Annotated in this window: 19 protein-coding genes; 4 read left to right on the plus strand and 15 right to left on the minus strand. The window is 61.1% G+C overall.

All coding sequences use genetic code 11. The features are described 5' to 3' along the window. Window positions 1-2 precede the first annotated feature (2 nt). From NKJ28_RS05820 to NKJ28_RS05855, 8 genes are all read right to left on the minus strand, one after another. Entirely contained in the window at window positions 3-761 is a 759-nt protein-coding gene (locus NKJ28_RS05820; protein WP_352634498.1) for an HpcH/HpaI aldolase family protein, read from the minus strand. A gap of 43 nt (window positions 762-804) precedes the next feature. Next, window positions 805-1,518, minus strand: a complete 714-nt coding sequence (locus NKJ28_RS05825) for a hypothetical protein (RefSeq protein ID WP_352634500.1) — start codon at window positions 1,516-1,518, stop codon at window positions 805-807. A gap of 26 nt (window positions 1,519-1,544) precedes the next feature. Then, window positions 1,545-2,855 (minus strand): TRAP transporter large permease, encoded by a 1,311-nt coding sequence (locus NKJ28_RS05830; protein ID WP_352575490.1) that lies wholly within the window; start codon window positions 2,853-2,855, stop codon window positions 1,545-1,547. Window positions 2,856-2,858: 3 nt separating this feature from the next. Further along, the gene (locus NKJ28_RS05835; protein WP_352575489.1) at window positions 2,859-3,371 is read right to left on the minus strand and encodes a TRAP transporter small permease; all 513 of its coding nucleotides are present in this window, start codon (window positions 3,369-3,371) and stop codon (window positions 2,859-2,861) included. Window positions 3,372-3,429: 58 nt separating this feature from the next. Next, complete coding sequence (gene dctP, locus NKJ28_RS05840; protein ID WP_352634503.1) at window positions 3,430-4,407, minus strand: TRAP transporter substrate-binding protein DctP; 978 nt, start codon at window positions 4,405-4,407, stop codon at window positions 3,430-3,432. 79 nt (window positions 4,408-4,486) lie between these two features. Beyond that, window positions 4,487-5,032 carry a flavin reductase family protein gene (locus NKJ28_RS05845; RefSeq protein WP_023676102.1) on the minus strand — a complete coding sequence of 182 codons (546 nt, stop codon included), beginning with the start codon at window positions 5,030-5,032 and terminating at the stop codon, window positions 4,487-4,489. After that, entirely contained in the window at window positions 5,032-6,126 is a 1,095-nt protein-coding gene (locus tag NKJ28_RS05850) for an LLM class flavin-dependent oxidoreductase (RefSeq protein ID WP_352451596.1), read from the minus strand. The genes NKJ28_RS05845 and NKJ28_RS05850 overlap by 1 nt, the downstream gene beginning before the upstream one ends. Next, window positions 6,126-6,842 carry a GntR family transcriptional regulator gene (locus NKJ28_RS05855; RefSeq protein WP_352634506.1) on the minus strand — a complete coding sequence of 239 codons (717 nt, stop codon included), beginning with the start codon at window positions 6,840-6,842 and terminating at the stop codon, window positions 6,126-6,128. Before NKJ28_RS05855 ends, NKJ28_RS05850 begins: the two co-directional genes overlap by 1 nt. A 447-nt stretch (window positions 6,843-7,289) precedes the next feature. Between NKJ28_RS05855 and NKJ28_RS05860 the strand changes: the two genes are divergently transcribed. Continuing rightward, entirely contained in the window at window positions 7,290-7,565 is a 276-nt protein-coding gene (locus tag NKJ28_RS05860) for a hypothetical protein (protein WP_352634508.1), read from the plus strand. A gap of 43 nt (window positions 7,566-7,608) precedes the next feature. Here the strand turns inward: NKJ28_RS05860 and NKJ28_RS05865 are convergent, their stop codons facing one another. The 5 genes from NKJ28_RS05865 to NKJ28_RS05885 all read right to left on the minus strand — a co-directional run bounded on the left by NKJ28_RS05865 (window position 7,609) and on the right by NKJ28_RS05885 (window position 9,135). After that, on the minus strand, window positions 7,609-7,827 hold the full coding sequence (locus NKJ28_RS05865; RefSeq protein ID WP_352575479.1) for a hypothetical protein: 219 nt from the start codon (window positions 7,825-7,827) through the stop codon (window positions 7,609-7,611). Window positions 7,828-7,830: 3 nt separating this feature from the next. After that, complete coding sequence (locus NKJ28_RS05870) at window positions 7,831-8,010, minus strand: hypothetical protein (protein ID WP_292657139.1); 180 nt, start codon at window positions 8,008-8,010, stop codon at window positions 7,831-7,833. A gap of 127 nt (window positions 8,011-8,137) precedes the next feature. Further along, entirely contained in the window at window positions 8,138-8,296 is a 159-nt protein-coding gene (locus tag NKJ28_RS05875) for a hypothetical protein (protein ID WP_023676108.1), read from the minus strand. Between the two features lie 148 nt (window positions 8,297-8,444). Further along, window positions 8,445-8,882: a GFA family protein gene (locus NKJ28_RS05880; RefSeq protein ID WP_352634510.1), complete on the minus strand. Its 438-nt coding sequence runs from the start codon at window positions 8,880-8,882 to the stop codon at window positions 8,445-8,447. Between the two features lie 34 nt (window positions 8,883-8,916). Next, entirely contained in the window at window positions 8,917-9,135 is a 219-nt protein-coding gene (locus NKJ28_RS05885; RefSeq protein WP_023676110.1) for a hypothetical protein, read from the minus strand. 146 nt (window positions 9,136-9,281) lie between these two features. Between NKJ28_RS05885 and NKJ28_RS05890 the strand changes: the two genes are divergently transcribed. Next, window positions 9,282-11,582: an FdhF/YdeP family oxidoreductase gene (locus NKJ28_RS05890; RefSeq protein ID WP_352634512.1), complete on the plus strand. Its 2,301-nt coding sequence runs from the start codon at window positions 9,282-9,284 to the stop codon at window positions 11,580-11,582. 67 nt (window positions 11,583-11,649) lie between these two features. Here NKJ28_RS05890 and NKJ28_RS05895 read toward each other — a convergent pair whose 3' ends face one another. Both NKJ28_RS05895 and NKJ28_RS05900 read right to left on the minus strand, forming a co-directional pair. Next, the gene (locus tag NKJ28_RS05895; RefSeq protein ID WP_245274673.1) at window positions 11,650-11,991 is read right to left on the minus strand and encodes a response regulator; all 342 of its coding nucleotides are present in this window, start codon (window positions 11,989-11,991) and stop codon (window positions 11,650-11,652) included. A 14-nt stretch (window positions 11,992-12,005) separates the two neighbouring features. Next, complete coding sequence (locus tag NKJ28_RS05900) at window positions 12,006-13,787, minus strand: chemotaxis protein CheB (RefSeq protein WP_352634514.1); 1,782 nt, start codon at window positions 13,785-13,787, stop codon at window positions 12,006-12,008. Window positions 13,788-14,038: 251 nt separating this feature from the next. Between NKJ28_RS05900 and NKJ28_RS05905 the strand changes: the two genes are divergently transcribed. Continuing rightward, window positions 14,039-14,236: a hypothetical protein gene (locus tag NKJ28_RS05905; protein ID WP_156937318.1), complete on the plus strand. Its 198-nt coding sequence runs from the start codon at window positions 14,039-14,041 to the stop codon at window positions 14,234-14,236. Between the two features lies 1 nt (window position 14,237). Beyond that, window positions 14,238-14,834 (plus strand): response regulator, encoded by a 597-nt coding sequence (locus tag NKJ28_RS05910; protein WP_036238319.1) that lies wholly within the window; start codon window positions 14,238-14,240, stop codon window positions 14,832-14,834. Window positions 14,835-14,908 lie beyond the last annotated feature (74 nt).

Consider the following 14,908-nt stretch of genomic DNA (forward strand, 5'->3'; position numbering starts at 1 on the left):
TGCTATGAGGCGCTGTGCGCCGAGGCGACGCCGGCGGCAAGGCCGGCCCCGAGAAACATCGTATCGCTGGCCAGCATGTAGAAGCTGATGCCGTGCCGCGACCATTTGCCGACATCATCCGCCGAAGGGCGAAAGATGCCGACGGCCTTGCGGGCCGTGCGCGCCGCGGCCGCGATCCTCATAATCGCTGCATTGAGCTTTTCCTGGCCGGCCGGCCCCATGGCGTCGATCGAAACCGACAGGTCGCCGGGACCGATGAAGATCACGTCGACGCCGTCGACCTGGACGATGTCGTCGATGTTGGCGAGCCCTTCGGCCGTCTCGACCTGGATGGCGACCGTCAGGACATCGTTGGCCGATTTGAGGTAGTCCGGAATGCTGTAGCCGTAACCGGCGGCGCGGCCCGGGCCGACACCGCGGGCGCCGACCGGCGGGTACCGGCAGGCCATGACCGCCACGCGCGCTTGCTCGGCCGTGGAGACGCGGGGTACCAGGACACCCGACGCGCCGGCGTCGAGCGCGGCGGCCATCCACTCCGGCGTGTGGCCGGGAACGCGCACCATCGCGGGAACCTTGTGGACATCGGCGGCGCGGATCAGATCCTCGAGCCGTTCGCGGCCGATCTGCGAATGCTCCCAGTCGATGCACAGGAAATCGACCCCGCTGGCGGCGGCCACTTCGACCGCCACAGGGTGCGGGATGGCACAGAAGGTACCGATGAGGCGATCGAGAGAGACACATTTCTTGCGAAAGTCGTACATGAAATCTCCAGAAATTTTCTGCGTCGGCAAAAAACCTGTTTGCCTATGTGGCCCTTGACGAAGGATGCACGGCTTCCGTCGACATCGGAAAATGCCGGCTGCCGCCTGAAAACGGCGGGAAGGTCTTGTAGTCGGCGCGCATCTCCAGCCGCGCCGGCGATTGCAGTGCGTGCGTCAACGCCGCTGGGCTGTCGAACATGACGCGATTGCGCTGCATATGGTCGACCCGCGGCCAGGGCAGCGAACCGCACCAATCCAGTCGCGACAGAACCTCGATGTGGCGAATGCCGGGAAAGCCCCGCATCAATTGCGGATGATGCGTCACATAGTGGTAGAGCCAGGCATTCATGTCTTCGGCCGGCCCGGGATAGTGGACAAGATAGCTGCAGGGGAGCCCGGACGTCTTGACGCCAGCGTCGTCGACGGGAAACGGACGCACGCACATTGCCTGTTGCGTCGGCCTCGAACCGGCGATGCTCGACAGCATACCAGGTGCGGCAAGCGCCTGCAGATGGCCGGACGGCGCCAGCGCCGCCTCCATGTCCGCCAGTTCGTCGAAATAGAGCTGGAAGCCAAAGACCGGCGGTGGACCATCGTTGTTGAACATGTCCGTCGCCACTTCGGGTAGATAGATGTTTGCAAGCGCAAGACCCGGCGTTGAAGCAATCACACGCCGCACGGCGTCAACATCTTCGCCGGCGATGGCCAAATTTGCCTCGCGGTCATCATGGAAGAAAGCAAGATAGGCAAAGCGCATGTGGACACCTGCTGGATCGAGTTCGACTAGATCAAATTCGGAAGAAAGAGAGCGATCTGCGGAAAGAGGACAATCAGCAGGATCAGCAGAAGCGTCAGCGCGATGTACGGCGCCGCAGCCATGGCAACCGTCTTGAGCGATGTGCCTTTCGGCGCAACGCCGATCATGATGAACAGCAGCAGACCAAACGGCGGCGTGGTGAAGCCGACCTCGTAGGCGAGCAGCAGGATCAGCCCGAACCATACCGGCTCGTAGCCGAATTGCTGGGCGATCGGCAGGAAGATCGGCAGCGTGATCAGCATCATCGAGACCTGATCCATGAACATGCCGAGCAGCAGGATGACGAGCACCATCATGAGCAGCATGGGATACGGTCCAAGATCGTAGCCCACAATGAACTGGATAAAGCCGTTGGAGGCGCCGGAGAAGGCGAATATCTGCGAGAACGTCGTCGAAGCCGAGATGATCAGGAAGGTCATGCCGGTGACCTTCATCGCATCGTCCAGCGACTTCCAGACAACCGACCAGCTGAACCGTCGGTAGACAAACAACAAGGCGAAGACGGCGGCACAGCCGAGTCCGGCCGATTCCGTCGGCGTCGCTATCCCAAGGATGATCGTGCCGACCACCATGAACACGATGACGCTCATCGGAATGATGTTGACGGCGACCGCCCTCACCTTCTCGGCCGCACGAACGGCGGGCACCGGATAGTGCGGAGCGGCGTCCGGATCGATCTTTGTCTGCGCGAAGATCAGCGCCGCGTACATGACAACGAGCAGCAGTCCAGGCAGAGCCCCTGCTATGAGCAGCGCGCCGACATCGATCTGGGCAAGCGAGCCGAGCAAGACAGCCAGCGAGGATGGCGGGATGATGACGGCAAGGCTTCCGGCGCCAAGCACCGGGCCGTAGGCCATATGCGGCTTGTAGCCTCGCTTCAGCATCTCGGGCACCATCAGCGAGCCCATCATGCCGGTATTGGCAAGGCTGGAACCTGACAGCGCGGAAAAGATCGTGCCGGCGGCGAGGACGACATAGGCAAGACGTCCGCGCAGATTGCCGATGCACAGGTCGAGCGCGTAGATGACCTTCTCGCCGAGGCCGGAGCGGAAGAACAGGCTGCCCATGACAAGAAACATCGGCAGCGGGGCAAGCGCATAGGTCGAGACAGCGTCGGAGAAGTTGGCGACCATCTGCGTCACGCCGATCGAACCGCCGAAGAACAGGTACAGCCCGATCACATTGGTGACGAAGAATGCGAAGGCGACCGGCAGCCCAAGGCCCATCAAGACAAGGATGGTGCCAACGAGCACGGCGAATGGAAACAGCCAGGCCACTCCTCAGAGCCCTTCCATTTCCAGCGGATCGAGCGTGTACAGCGTGTCACGGCCGAGCAGATATCTGAGCCATTCCAGCGCCGAGAGATAGAAGGCGAGCATGATGGGCAGAAAGACCAGCCATTTCGGCATATCGAAACTGCGCGTTTCGTATTCGCCGCCCGCCACAGCACTTGTCAGCGAAGACAGAGCGACGCTGCCGAGGTAGAGGCTGACGGCAATGCAGGCGAGATAGACCAGCTTTTCAAGCACCGCCCGTGCCCGCACCGGCAGCGCCTGGCGCAGGAACTCGACGAAGACATGGCCCTTGCTGTGGACCAGCCAGGGCATCGGCAGAAATGCCGCATAGAGCAGACCGTATTCCGTCGCCGATACTGCCCAGGCAAGCGGCCTCAGGCCCAGATTGCGGACGCACACATCAGCAACCACCGCGACGATGATGAGGCCAAGCACTGCTTTTGCCGCCGCCGCCAACGCAAGGCTCAGCTTCCCGATCGCTGCAAACAATCCTTCCATTTCCCACGACCCTCATATCCACCTTGATGAAGGGGCGCACGAGCGCCCTCGGCTCGGGCTACTGGAAGAATTTCTTCAACTGATCGATGTTGGTGGGATCGCGTTTGGTCATTCTCGCCCAGCTCGCCTGCGTGGCAGCCGCCAGGAATTTGTCGCGGCCGGCGCCGGTCAAGCTGATCACCTTCTGCCCGCCGCCGATCATTGCCTGTGCCTGCTTTTCGGACTCGGCGAGATTGGCGTCATAGCTCACGCGCTCGTATTCGACGGCCGTGTCGGCAAGCAGCTTCTGCGCCTCGGGCGACAGCGTGTCCCATTTGGCCTTGTTGATCGAGATCAGCACATCGGTTTTGAAGAATTGCGGGTCGACACGGTATTTGGTGAATTTGTCCCAGCCGAACGACGCATAGCCAAATACGGTATACGCGTTGGCATTGACGACGCCGCGCTCGAGCGAGGTGTAGACATCCCCCGGCGCCTGCACGATCACCGTCGCGCCTAGCGATTCGAGGAAATCGCGATAGAGCGGCGAGGAACGGATTTTCAGGCCGCCCCAGTCGATGCTGCCTTCGCTGTTGAGCTTGGGTTCGTCGACGGTGAAGACGTTGAAGCCCGAGCCCGCGTCGACATGCGCCAGCAGATGGGCATTGGCCTTCTTCTCGAAAATTCCGTTGATGAAATCCCAGCCGCCATTGTCGCGAACCTCCCAGGGCGTCTTCGTCGATGCGGAGAAAACCTCGCCTTCGGGCACGAGTTCGAGGAACTGCCCTGCCGGTGTGTCGATCACGTCGATCAGGCCGCTCCTGAGCGCCGCGCCCTGCTGGATCGGCGGAATGACCTCCGGCCCGCCACGGACGTTGATCTGGACCACGCCCTTGCCCTTTTCGTTCACCTTCTGAACGAATTTCAAGAAGCTCTGGGCGTAGCCGTTCTGCGTCGGCGTAAAATGCACGGCGTTGAGGACGACCTCTTCGGCCGTGGCGCTACCCGCCAAGCCCGACATGAGTGCAGCCAGAACAAGGGACTTCCAAATGCGCATTGCCGTACTCCCTCTGATAGTTCGCCCATGATCGGGTCGATCTAAAATTGCAATCGCTGCGCCGCCGCGTGAACGGCGATTAGTTGGCATCATCTCCTACTGTCAGGAACCGCCCATGCGCGTAGAAGACCGGCGATCGGTCAGCGCGATCCAGCGCGACGCCTGAGACGATGCCGATAACGATCATGTGCGACGCCCGCACAATGATTTCGGCCACCCGGCATTCGAACATTGCCCGCGCGCCGACAAGCAAGGGCGCGCCGGTTTCGCCACGCACCCATGATCCGGACGAGAACCGCGCGGCGCCCTTGGCTTTGGTCATGCCGCCAAAGGCACGCACAACGTTCTCTTGGTCGCCGGCGGGAAGATTGACCGAAAACGGCAAGTCTTCGCGAATGGCCGAGGCAAAGGTGCTGCCGCGGTTGACGCAGGCCAGCAGCGACGGCGGCTCGGCGCTGAACGAGCAGAGAGCCGTCGCCGTGATGCCGCAAAAGCCGATCTCGTGATGTTCCGAGGCAAGGATGGCGACCGAGCCCGCCACCGCCCGCATCGCCTGCTTGAAGGCGCGCGGATTGATGGCGTCGTGCCCATCCACCCACGGGGTCGGAATGGCGGCCGCCGGCATCAATTGACTCGAAGCCCGGCCTGGCGCATCAGCGGCAGCACGCGGTCGCAGAAGAAGGGCAATTCGTAGGTGTAGTTGACGAATGTAAGGGCGGCGCCGGAATAGCCCTGGTCCATGATCTCAGTGAGATCGTCGACGATCTTTTCCGGCGTGCCGATGAGCGGGAACGTTCCGGCACCGCCGGCGAACCTTTGCCGATATTCGGTGAAAGCCTTCGCGTCGTGCGAGTTCGCGAATTCCTTCTTCTTGCGCATGTGCTCGTCGACCGCACCCTCGTCCGCGCATTCCAGCGCGTAATGCCGGTAGTAGTCCTCGGCTTCCTGCTGGGTCTCCCGGCAGACGACGTGACAGACCGTATAGACGCCGACTTCGCGTCCGACTTCGGCCGCTCGGTTGGTGATGTCGACCACATGCGCACGGCCGTCGGCGATTTCGGAAAAAGTCGAAAACAAATAGTCGCAGTGGCGCGCTGCATAGTTGCGCCCTGGCGCGCCGAAGGCGGCGTTCATGGTCACCGGTCGTGGCGCCTGCAGACTTGGTGGGCGGCTGACGACCCCCTTCAGATCATAGAACTCGCCGCCGAAATCGAACGGCTCCCTCGATTGATAGGCACGCACGATGATGTTGATCCATTCCTCGGCTTGATCGTAGGTTCGATCGCCGACCGTCTGCCCGAACATGGCGAACTCGTCGGGGTTCCAGCCGCAGACAATGTTCAAGCCGGCCCGCCCATTGGAGATGTGGTCGACCGTCGCCAGCGCTTTTGCAGCCTGCAGCGGATGAACCAGCGGCACATGCACCGTCATGAACAGGCCGATGTTTTCCGTGGCGACAGCAAGGCCCGCCGCCCAGGTGAAAGTCTCGAACGACCATTCCCGCACATGCGTCAAACCGCCGAAGCCGCGCCAGCGGGCGATCGGCAGCAGAAACTCGAGGCCGGCGCGGTCGGCGATACAGGCGGAATTGAGGTTGTCTTCCCAGCGGGCACGCCAGCGCTCGGGAACGGTGGTCATTGCCAGGCCGCCATCGGCGTTCATTGAAAAGACGCCGAGCTTGAACCTGTTCGGCCCTTTCAGCGGGTGCTGCTTCCTGATCATTCTTTCCCCCGCTGCGACATGCTCTCACCTTCACCGTTGGAGTTTTGAAACGGTGGGCTAAGCTTCATGAAACGCTCCTCGGCGTTCTGAATGAAGTGGGTCATGCGGTCGTAAGCGGCGACGGCGTCGCGCTTGACGAATGCCTCATAGATTGCGCGCATGCCGGCAACGATAACGGCCTGCGTCGGCTGGTGCGACAGCGTCCTTAAGCGGACGACGAGCACATGGTCGGCGAACCTTGCAATCGTTTGGGAAAGGCGCTCGTTCTCGACGGCGCCGAGCCAACAATTCCTGAATGCCGAATTGGCCTGGAAAAAGCGGTCGGCATCGCCGGCGGCGGCCGCAGCCTCGGCCTCCCGAAGCGCGGCTGCCAGGGTCTTGAGGCCAGCGGCGTCAAGTGTCCGTGCGGCGTGCGCGGCGGCCCGCGGCTCGAGCAAGCGGCGGACCTCGAAGATGTCGGCGACATCCGTTGCGGTAAGCGTGGGCAGGGTGAAGCCGCGTGTGGTGCCGACGAGATAGCCCTCATGCACTAATTGCATCAAGGCGTCGCGGACAGGCATTCTGGAAATGCCGAGCTGGGCGGCAATATCGACGTCGACGAGCTTCTGGCCAGGCGCCAATTCGCCAAGCTGTATCGTCAGCCGGATTTGTTGATAGACCTGGGCACGCAGATTGCCATCGCCAACCCGTTTGAGCTCTATCGTTTCCGTCATCCACGCCTTCCCATGCGAAGATTTCGTATATCGTTTGAGGCTGTGTTCTCGTAGTCGTGCCGTTTGAAATGCAGCCACGTGTCGGCAGAAATCGACCTATCAGCCATGTTACCGGCTCAAGTGGAGCATAGGCTGGATCACCTGGCAAGATGTTTTAAGTTTATAATGTATACTGTTTGAGTTCGCTATCCGGAGGGCAATGGATCGCGCCATCTGTGCTGCCGCGCCGCGCGACGGCGGGGACAGCTAACGATCCGCGCGGTTCGGTAAAAACCGTACAGACGTTTTTCCGTGACACATCGAAGTTGACGGATTTAACTAAAATTACTTGCGATCTGCGCGCGCCGGCACGCCCACCCCGATCCCCTCGCCGGTACGCATTACTGGATCGCCCGCCGTATCGAAAGGTGCGGCGGGCTTTTCGTTTCGTTTGGCGGGGAGGCGCTTATGCGAGACTTGCCCAGGAATATCGACGCCGACGTCGTGATCGAAATCAGCAAGCTGCTCGACGACCGGGCGAAGTCCGTGCCAGTGCCGGTGCACAAGCTGGCGGCGATGATCCGGCTGGGCGTCGAGACCCGTCTGACCGATCACTCCATCGAGGAGCTGATCGTGGAAATGGCCGCGACGCGGGGGCTTCCGATGCTGTTCGACTTGCCGGTGGTCCCGGTAGTAAATGTCGACAACGTCGTGCCGTTTGCCTTGGCGCGCCGTCCCCGCTGACACTTCGCTCGAACCTCACCGATCGTCGCGTCGCCGCCCGACGTCACTTGTCCTGATGCGCGGGCCGGGTGTCGCCTTTCTTTTCGGGGTCGTGGGTATGGTGGCTGTCGCGTTCGCCGCCGCCGCCGGAGACCTTGCTGTGGCTGCGACGGTCGGAGTCGGCCGGCGGCTTTTCGATGCTCAGCGGCTTCTTGGCGTTTTCGTGCGCGGCGCCGGGACCGCCCTGGCGGATGCTGGCAGGAGTCTTCTTCGACGTGGACATGACCTAGCGATCCTGGACGTTGCCTTGATGGGTGGTATTGACCTTCGTATTGCCTTGCTGGCCCTGCTTGTCGGGATCCGGAACGGCAGATTGCGGCGCCTGGTCGGCTGCTACCGATTTTTTGTCACCGGCGCCTTTTGGGCTCAGATTCTTCGGCGGCACAGGCGGAGGTTTTGTGCTCATGGCGTTTCTCCTTCCGCCACCCAAACAAGCGGCTCGGGAGAAAGGTTCCCGAGGGTCCGATACTAACGGTGATTGCCGCAACGAGCCGGGTCCACAGGCCGTGGCTTGGGGCCGGCGGGATCCAGGATTATTTCTTGATGATGTTTCCGTTGTTCAGATCGAAGGCCTGGGCACCGAACGCCTGCCTGAAGAAATCCTCCTGCAGATCGCCCCATTCGCCGAGATAGGCGCCGCAATTGCTGCAATGGATCGGCGTCGAATCCTTCGGGTTGTCGGGAATCTCCATCAGGATCGTCCCGCACGCCTTGCAATCGAGCTTGTCATCCAAACGGCGGCCCATTGGGCACATGATCGCGCGTTTTCGGCCGCGCGCCAATTGTCGTTTTCGTACGAGGCTGCGAACGGTACGTTTCCACCTGCAGGCGGGCAGCAGGCTAGCGTTCCGCCGGATTTCCGAAGGCCGGATCGCGCCGCCTCGAATACGTTCCCACCCGCGGCAGCTCGTCTGGAAAGTCGACCCAGGGAAGCCTCATGTCCCAATATGCGTGGGCCTGCGGCGGAAACCGTTCGGGATGATCGAGGAAGCCGATCGCCAGATAGAGTTCGTCGGGCAGGCCCTGGTCGACATAGCCGATCGATGTTCCGCAATCCGCACAGAAGGACCGAAGCACGCCGGGGGTTTTCGAAAAGGTCTTCGGTGTGCCGGTGAGCAACGAGAATTCGGAAGGCCGATAACCGACCCACACCGACAGAGGGCTTCCTATCGCCTTGCGGCAGTCGTCATCGTGATCGGAGCAAATCCAGAAAGGCTCGCCGCGCATCTCCGTCGTTATGGCGCCGCAAAAACAGGAACCCGTTTCAGTTCGTGGCATTGCCTTGCTGCTGAATTTCATTGCTGGCCCTACGTCATTGCTGGCCTGGCATTTCGGTATTTTCCTTGGGGTTCTTCTTGATGCCGGCGGCAGGCGAGGTATCGGCCGGAGCATTGCCACCCTGGTTCTGTTCAGGGGCTCTTTTGAGCGGCGAAGTCTGCCAGCCCATATCGCCGTACAAAAAGCCTATGAGAAGGCCGACGATGATGATGGCCGAAATCACCATCGCAATTAATGCATTACGTCGCTCCATTTTGCGCGGCTCCTTTCTTCGAGCCGAACAAACGATGGCGGAAATGGTTCCGGTTAGACGGACGGCGTGACGGTACGGACCCAGCCCGGAACATTCAGCCTCACCGCGGGTTCGTATGAGTGCTCTTCTTACAGGGAGTGGCTTGCATGAGACCCGCCGTAACCGATCGCATCGAAACCAAGAAATACGACCACCCGACAGGCGGCTGGGGATCGCTCAAATCACTGGTCCGCAAGGCGCGAGGCGAAGGCCTGCTGTTGTCCGGGATATGGAGCACGCTGCTCAAGCAGAACAAGGCCGACGGCTATATGTGCGTGTCTTGCTCATGGGCAAAGCCAGCCCAGCCGAGGCCTTTCGAATTCTGTGAAAACGGCGCCAAGGCGACGATGTGGGATCAGACCAAGCTGCGCTGCGAACCCGCTTTCTTCGCCGAGCATTCGGTGACGGAACTGCTCGATTGGCCGGATCACGATCTGGAGAAACAGGGCAGGCTAACAGAGCCCATGCGCTACAGTGCCGCCACCGACCGTTACGAGCCGGTTTCCTGGGACGATGCATTCCGCGACATAGCTGCCGAACTGGGGCGGCTCGATCCCAAATCGGTGGTGTTCTACACGTCCGGCCGGGCCTCGCTCGAGGCCTCGTTCATGTACCAGCTTTTTGCGCGAATCTATGGGTCTTCGAACCTGCCCGATTCGTCCAACATGTGTCATGAATCGACCTCGGTCGGCTTGCCGGAATCGATCGGCTCGCCGGTCGGGACCGTGCAGCTCGAAGACTTTGCGAAATGCGACATGATGTTCTTCTTCGGGCACAACACCGGGGTGACGGCGCCGCGCCTGCTGCATCCGCTGCAAGAGGCACGTCAACGCAACGTGCCCGTCTTCACCTTCAATCCCTTGCCCGAGCGGGGACTGAAGCGCTTCAAGAACCCGCAAAACCCTGTCGACATGCTGTCGCCCGGGCCTGGCACCAAAATGTCCAGCGACTACTTCCAGGTTCGTTCCGGCGGCGACATTGCCGCGATGACGGGTATCGCCAAAGCGTTGCTGGCGCTCGACGATGCCGCCCGCGAAAGCGGCAGGAGGCGTGTCCTCGACACGGCTTTCATCGCCGAACACACGCATGGCTTCGCCGAATTCGAGGCCTTCCTGCGCAAAACCCAGTGGAGCGATATCGTCGCGCGATCCGGCATTGCGCAGACCGACCTGGAACATGTCGCCGAAGTCTACAGCCATGCCAACGCGGTGATCGGCAATTACGGCATGGGCCTGACCCAGCATCGGCACGGCACCGAGAACGTCCAGATGCTGTGCAACCTTTTGATGATGCGCGGCAATATCGGAAAAGCCGGCGCCGGCATTTCGCCGCTGCGCGGCCATTCCAATGTCCAGGGGCAGCGCACCGTCGGCATATCGGAAAAGCCCGAGCTCGTCCCGCTCGACAAGTTCGCCGAATTCTACGCCTTTGAACCGCCGCGCGAGAAAGGTCGCGATACGGTCGAGACCTGCGAAGGCGTCATCGACGGATCGGTCAAGGGCTTCGTCGGGCTGGGCGGCAATTTCGTGCGGGCCGTTCCGGAAACCGGCCTGGTCGAGAAAGCCTGGCGTGGGCTCGACCTGCATGTCGAGATCGCGACCAAGCTCAACCGCAGCCACCTGATCGCCGGGCGGACAACCTATTTGCTGCCTTGCCTGTCACGGCTGGAAAGAGATCATCAGGCAAGCGGCGACCAAAGGGTGTCGGTAGAGGATTCCACCGCCTGTATCCACGGCTCGTTCGGATCGCGACCTCCGGCTTCGCCGCATCTGCTTTCAGAGCCCAGGATCGTCGCCGAACTCGCCAAGGCGACGGTGCCGGGCAGGAGTTCGATCCCGTGGGATGAGTGGGTTGGCGACTATTCCCGCATCCGCGACGAAATCGAGCGCTGCTACCCCCAACATTTCCGCGACTTCAACAAGCGTTTCCTGACGCCCGGTGGCTTCCATCGCGACATCAAGGCGAGCAAGCGGGTGTGGGAGACGCCGAACAAGAAGGCCAATTTCAAGCTGCCAACTGGCCTTGAAACCGATCCTGACATCGATGTCGCCGGCCGTGATGTGCTGACACTGATCACGGTGCGCTCCAACGACCAGTTCAACACGACCGTCTACGGCTACAACGACCGGCTGCGCGGCATCAGCGGCACACGCATGGTGCTGTTGATGAATGAAAAGGATATCCAGCGCCTCGGTTTGAGCGCCGGACAGGAGGTCGATCTCGAAGCCAACGCGCGGGACGGTGTGGAGCGCCGCGTGCACGGACTGCGCATCACGCCTTACTCGGTGCCGGAGGGAAATTGCGCCGGTTACTACCCCGAGCTCAACCCGCTGGTTCCTTTGTGGCACAGAGCCGAGAAGGCTCATGTTCCGGCGGTCAAATCGGTACCGGTGCGGATATTGCCATAGGCGTTCGTCGTTCGCGGCAGGCACGCACCACGCCGATGTGACCTGGCGCGACTTTCAAATCGCGACCTCAGCCGGCTCGCGCGAGTTCATCCACGGCATTCAGGATCGCACTCTGGCTCGCCGGCTTCTGCACGATCCTGCAAGCGCGGAACCCGGCCGGAATTTCGCGTTCACCAAAGCCTGAGAGGAAGGCGAACGGAACACCACGCGTCCGCAACGCTTCCGCAATCGGATAGCTGGTTTCGTCGTTCAACTGGATATCCAGTAACGCCGCGTCGACGCCGCCTTCGCCAACGAGCCGGAGTGCCGCCGTCACCGACGAAACAGGTCCAACCACCTGATGGCCGGCTTTGCGCAGGTAAGCCGCCGCATCGTCGGCGATCAGCCATTCATCCTCGACGATCAGCACACGCACCTTTCCGGTCACGACGAGCCCTCGCGGGTCAGAGGAAATGCGATTTCCGCCTCCAAACCATTTGAGCGGAAACTTGTTTCAACTTTTCCGCCCAGCCTATAGCCGATTTCTCCGCGCAGAAGGGTAAGGCCGAAGCCGCTGTCGGTTGGCTCCTTGATGCGGGGGCCGCCCTTCTCGCGCCAGACGAGCTTGAAGGTTCCGTCGGCCACCGACCATTTGACAACTATCCGCCCGGCAGGCCTCGACAGTGCGCCATACTTGGCGGCATTCGTCGCCAGTTCATGGATGGCCATGCCGAAGGAAAGCCCTTGTGCCGGCTTGAGATTTACCCTCTTGCCATCGAGCTCAAACCGTTCGGGGCCGAAGGGATCGAGTTCCTGACGCAGCAGTTCCTCGACGGAGGCTTCCGTCCAGCTCTCGCGCGAGAGCAGACTATAGGCTCGTGACATGGCATGCAGGCGCCCGATCAAGGCTTCGGCGAACTCCTCTTTCGATGCCGAGTTTTCACGGGTCCGGTTGGTGATGCTGGCCACGACCGCCAGCATGTTCTTGACGCGATGGTTCAGCTCGGAGATGAGCACCTGCTGACGCTCTTCCGCCTGCGCCAGCGTCGTCACGTCGATCAGGGTCACGACGACGCCCTGGATGCTGCCGCTCTTGTCCCGGTACGGGTTGATGCGAACCAGGTAGAACCGGCCCTTGTCGTCGCGCGCAAGGTGATGGTTCAGGATCTCTCCCGTCTCGAGCACTGCCTCGATGTGAGGCCTCAGCTCGGGATAGTCGAGCTGGCTTGAAAGGTCGGTCAGCGGCCGTCCGACATCGGATGGGCGCAGATTGAAGAAGGCCGATGCAGCGGGGGTAAAGGTCCGCACCACAAGGTTGCGGTCGAGGAATATGGTTGCGATCTCTGTGCTTTCGAACAGGTTTCTGAGATCGCTGTTGGCGCGGTCGAGCTCCTCAATCTTGCTGGTCAGCTCTGCGTTGATGGTGCTGAGCTCTTCGTTGAGCGACTGCTTCTCCTCCTTCGAGGCCTCAAGCTCCTCATTAGTCGACTGCGCCTCTTCATTGGCGGAGAACGTCTTCGTCTTATAGCTGGAAAAGTCGTGACCGGAATGGCCGCGCAGAGTGGGGTCGATTTCATCGGCGGCCCGATCCACGTCAGCTTTGTGCTCGCCACCCCCCTCGGCCAGCCCGTTCAGCACATTGAAGCCGCGGCCAAACGCCTGAAGCTTTGCGCCGATCTCCTCGGCGGGCGCTGCGATATCGATCAGGCCGCTCGAAATCGCGCTTTGCGGCATGTCCGGGTTGCGCGGGCCGGAACCGTTGGAGGCTTGGGCAATCGTCAGTCCGCCATGTTCCTTGATCGCCCGGGCGCCCAGCGTGCCGTCCGAATCGCCCCCCGACAAGATGATGCCTACGGCGTACTCCCCTTGGTCCTCGGCCAGTGCACGGAAGAAGATGTCGATCGGTTTGCGCTCGCGGTTAAGCGTGTTCGGCCGGCGTAGCGAAAGCGCGCCCTTACGGATGGTGAGGACGACGTTTTGCGGCATCACATAGACCTGGTCGGGTTGGACCGCCATGCCCTCCTCGGCGACGATGACCGGCATTCCGGTGTAACGTGCGATAACGTCATGCAGCAGGCTTTCGCGTTCTGGGCTCAGATTAGTGACGACGACGAACGCCATGCCGGTGCCGCCGGTCAGTCCTTTGAACAGGCCCTCCATCGCGGGAATGCCGCCGGCCGATGCGCCGACGCCGACAATGGGAAATCTTCCGTTCTGGAATACCATGCCACGCCTCGGTAACAGCCGCGGCTGCGAAACCGCCAAATCGGACCTCAGACTAATGCATGTCGCGCAAAAGTGTGCAGCGGTTTTGCGATAACGAGATGAATAAAAACAACAGCCTAAAGCGCGTCGCATGAGGCCGGCAAAACGCGACGTGCTTTAGGACCGGACCGAGCCTCAGGCCAGTAAATAGTCCTCGAACGGAACAAAGCACCGCCGGTGGGCATTAACATCCGGTTTTCGAGGCGGTTCCAATGGCAAAACGACCACCTGAGATAAAGCCGGCAAAACAAATCTCGTTACGTTCGCCGGATCTGGCCAAGGTCCCGGTATCCGAAGAAATCCCGCCTCGTCTGCTCGCGCGCGCGGAACGGTTGCAAGAGGCTTTGTCCCGTCATTTTGTACAAGTCCGCGCCGACAGCCGTGACTCCCGCAGAAAGAAGGAACAATGAGGTGCGCGACCTGCAAGGCTTGCATATCCTGATCGTCGAGGACGAATGGATGCTGGCGGGCGATCTTGCACGTTATTTCAGCAAGATGGGCGCCGTCGTGCTTGGCCCCGTGGCGACAGTCGAACAGGCGTCGAAGCATACCGATGAGGCGGAAGCCGCAATCCTGGACGTCAATCTCAACGGAAGACGGGTATTCCCGATCGCGGACGAACTGATGCGCCGCGGCGTGCCGTTCGTGTTTTTCAGCGGCGACGAAGACATCGTTATTCCTGAGCGCCTTCGGTATGCCAGCAGCCTCAGAAAATCCTCGGACGGCCAGGCTGTTTTCGATGCTCTCTTCCCCTCCGAGCCCAAAGCATCAAGCGGAAATCTGGCGACCGAGCCGTCAGACGACGTATTTTCCCTGCTGCCTAAGCTCAGGCTCGCAGCGCGTCTGCTGCTGGGAGACGTTGACGCTTCCGACCGGCTGGTCGAGCGGACGCTCGAGCAGGCGATCGGCGAGATCGACAGGAGACGATCCGGTTCCTCCACCGAGGACTGGCTTAACGGCATCATGCGAAACATCGTCAAGGCACGCGGAGCAAACCTGCTGCACTGACCATGCCCGCCGGCAACTAGCATCTCTGCACATGGATTATGACTCTTTGGCGGTTGGCTTTGGATAGGCCTTAG

Source organism: Mesorhizobium sp. M0145, assembly GCF_040322355.1.
GTDB lineage: Bacteria > Pseudomonadota > Alphaproteobacteria > Rhizobiales > Rhizobiaceae > Mesorhizobium.

Coding starts and splice junctions, on each gene's coding strand:
- NKJ28_RS05885 (WP_023676110.1), bottom strand. CDS start 9,135: ATGGAGCGACGTAATGCATTAATTGCGATGGTGATTTCGGCCATCATC.
- NKJ28_RS05875 (WP_023676108.1), bottom strand. CDS start 8,296: ATGGAGATTCCCGACAACCCGAAGGATTCGACGCCGATCCATTGCAGC.
- NKJ28_RS05870 (WP_292657139.1), bottom strand. CDS start 8,010: ATGAGCACAAAACCTCCGCCTGTGCCGCCGAAGAATCTGAGCCCAAAA.
- NKJ28_RS05835 (WP_352575489.1), bottom strand. CDS start 3,371: ATGGAAGGATTGTTTGCAGCGATCGGGAAGCTGAGCCTTGCGTTGGCG.
- NKJ28_RS05905 (WP_156937318.1), top strand. CDS start 14,039: ATGGCAAAACGACCACCTGAGATAAAGCCGGCAAAACAAATCTCGTTA.
- NKJ28_RS05900 (WP_352634514.1), bottom strand. CDS start 13,787: ATGGTATTCCAGAACGGAAGATTTCCCATTGTCGGCGTCGGCGCATCG.
- NKJ28_RS05825 (WP_352634500.1), bottom strand. CDS start 1,518: ATGCGCTTTGCCTATCTTGCTTTCTTCCATGATGACCGCGAGGCAAAT.
- dctP (WP_352634503.1), bottom strand. CDS start 4,407: ATGCGCATTTGGAAGTCCCTTGTTCTGGCTGCACTCATGTCGGGCTTG.
- NKJ28_RS05855 (WP_352634506.1), bottom strand. CDS start 6,842: ATGACGGAAACGATAGAGCTCAAACGGGTTGGCGATGGCAATCTGCGT.
- NKJ28_RS05865 (WP_352575479.1), bottom strand. CDS start 7,827: ATGTCCACGTCGAAGAAGACTCCTGCCAGCATCCGCCAGGGCGGTCCC.
- NKJ28_RS05880 (WP_352634510.1), bottom strand. CDS start 8,882: ATGCCACGAACTGAAACGGGTTCCTGTTTTTGCGGCGCCATAACGACG.
- NKJ28_RS05860 (WP_352634508.1), top strand. CDS start 7,290: ATGCGAGACTTGCCCAGGAATATCGACGCCGACGTCGTGATCGAAATC.
- NKJ28_RS05820 (WP_352634498.1), bottom strand. CDS start 761: ATGTACGACTTTCGCAAGAAATGTGTCTCTCTCGATCGCCTCATCGGT.
- NKJ28_RS05845 (WP_023676102.1), bottom strand. CDS start 5,032: ATGCCGGCGGCCGCCATTCCGACCCCGTGGGTGGATGGGCACGACGCC.
- NKJ28_RS05890 (WP_352634512.1), top strand. CDS start 9,282: ATGAGACCCGCCGTAACCGATCGCATCGAAACCAAGAAATACGACCAC.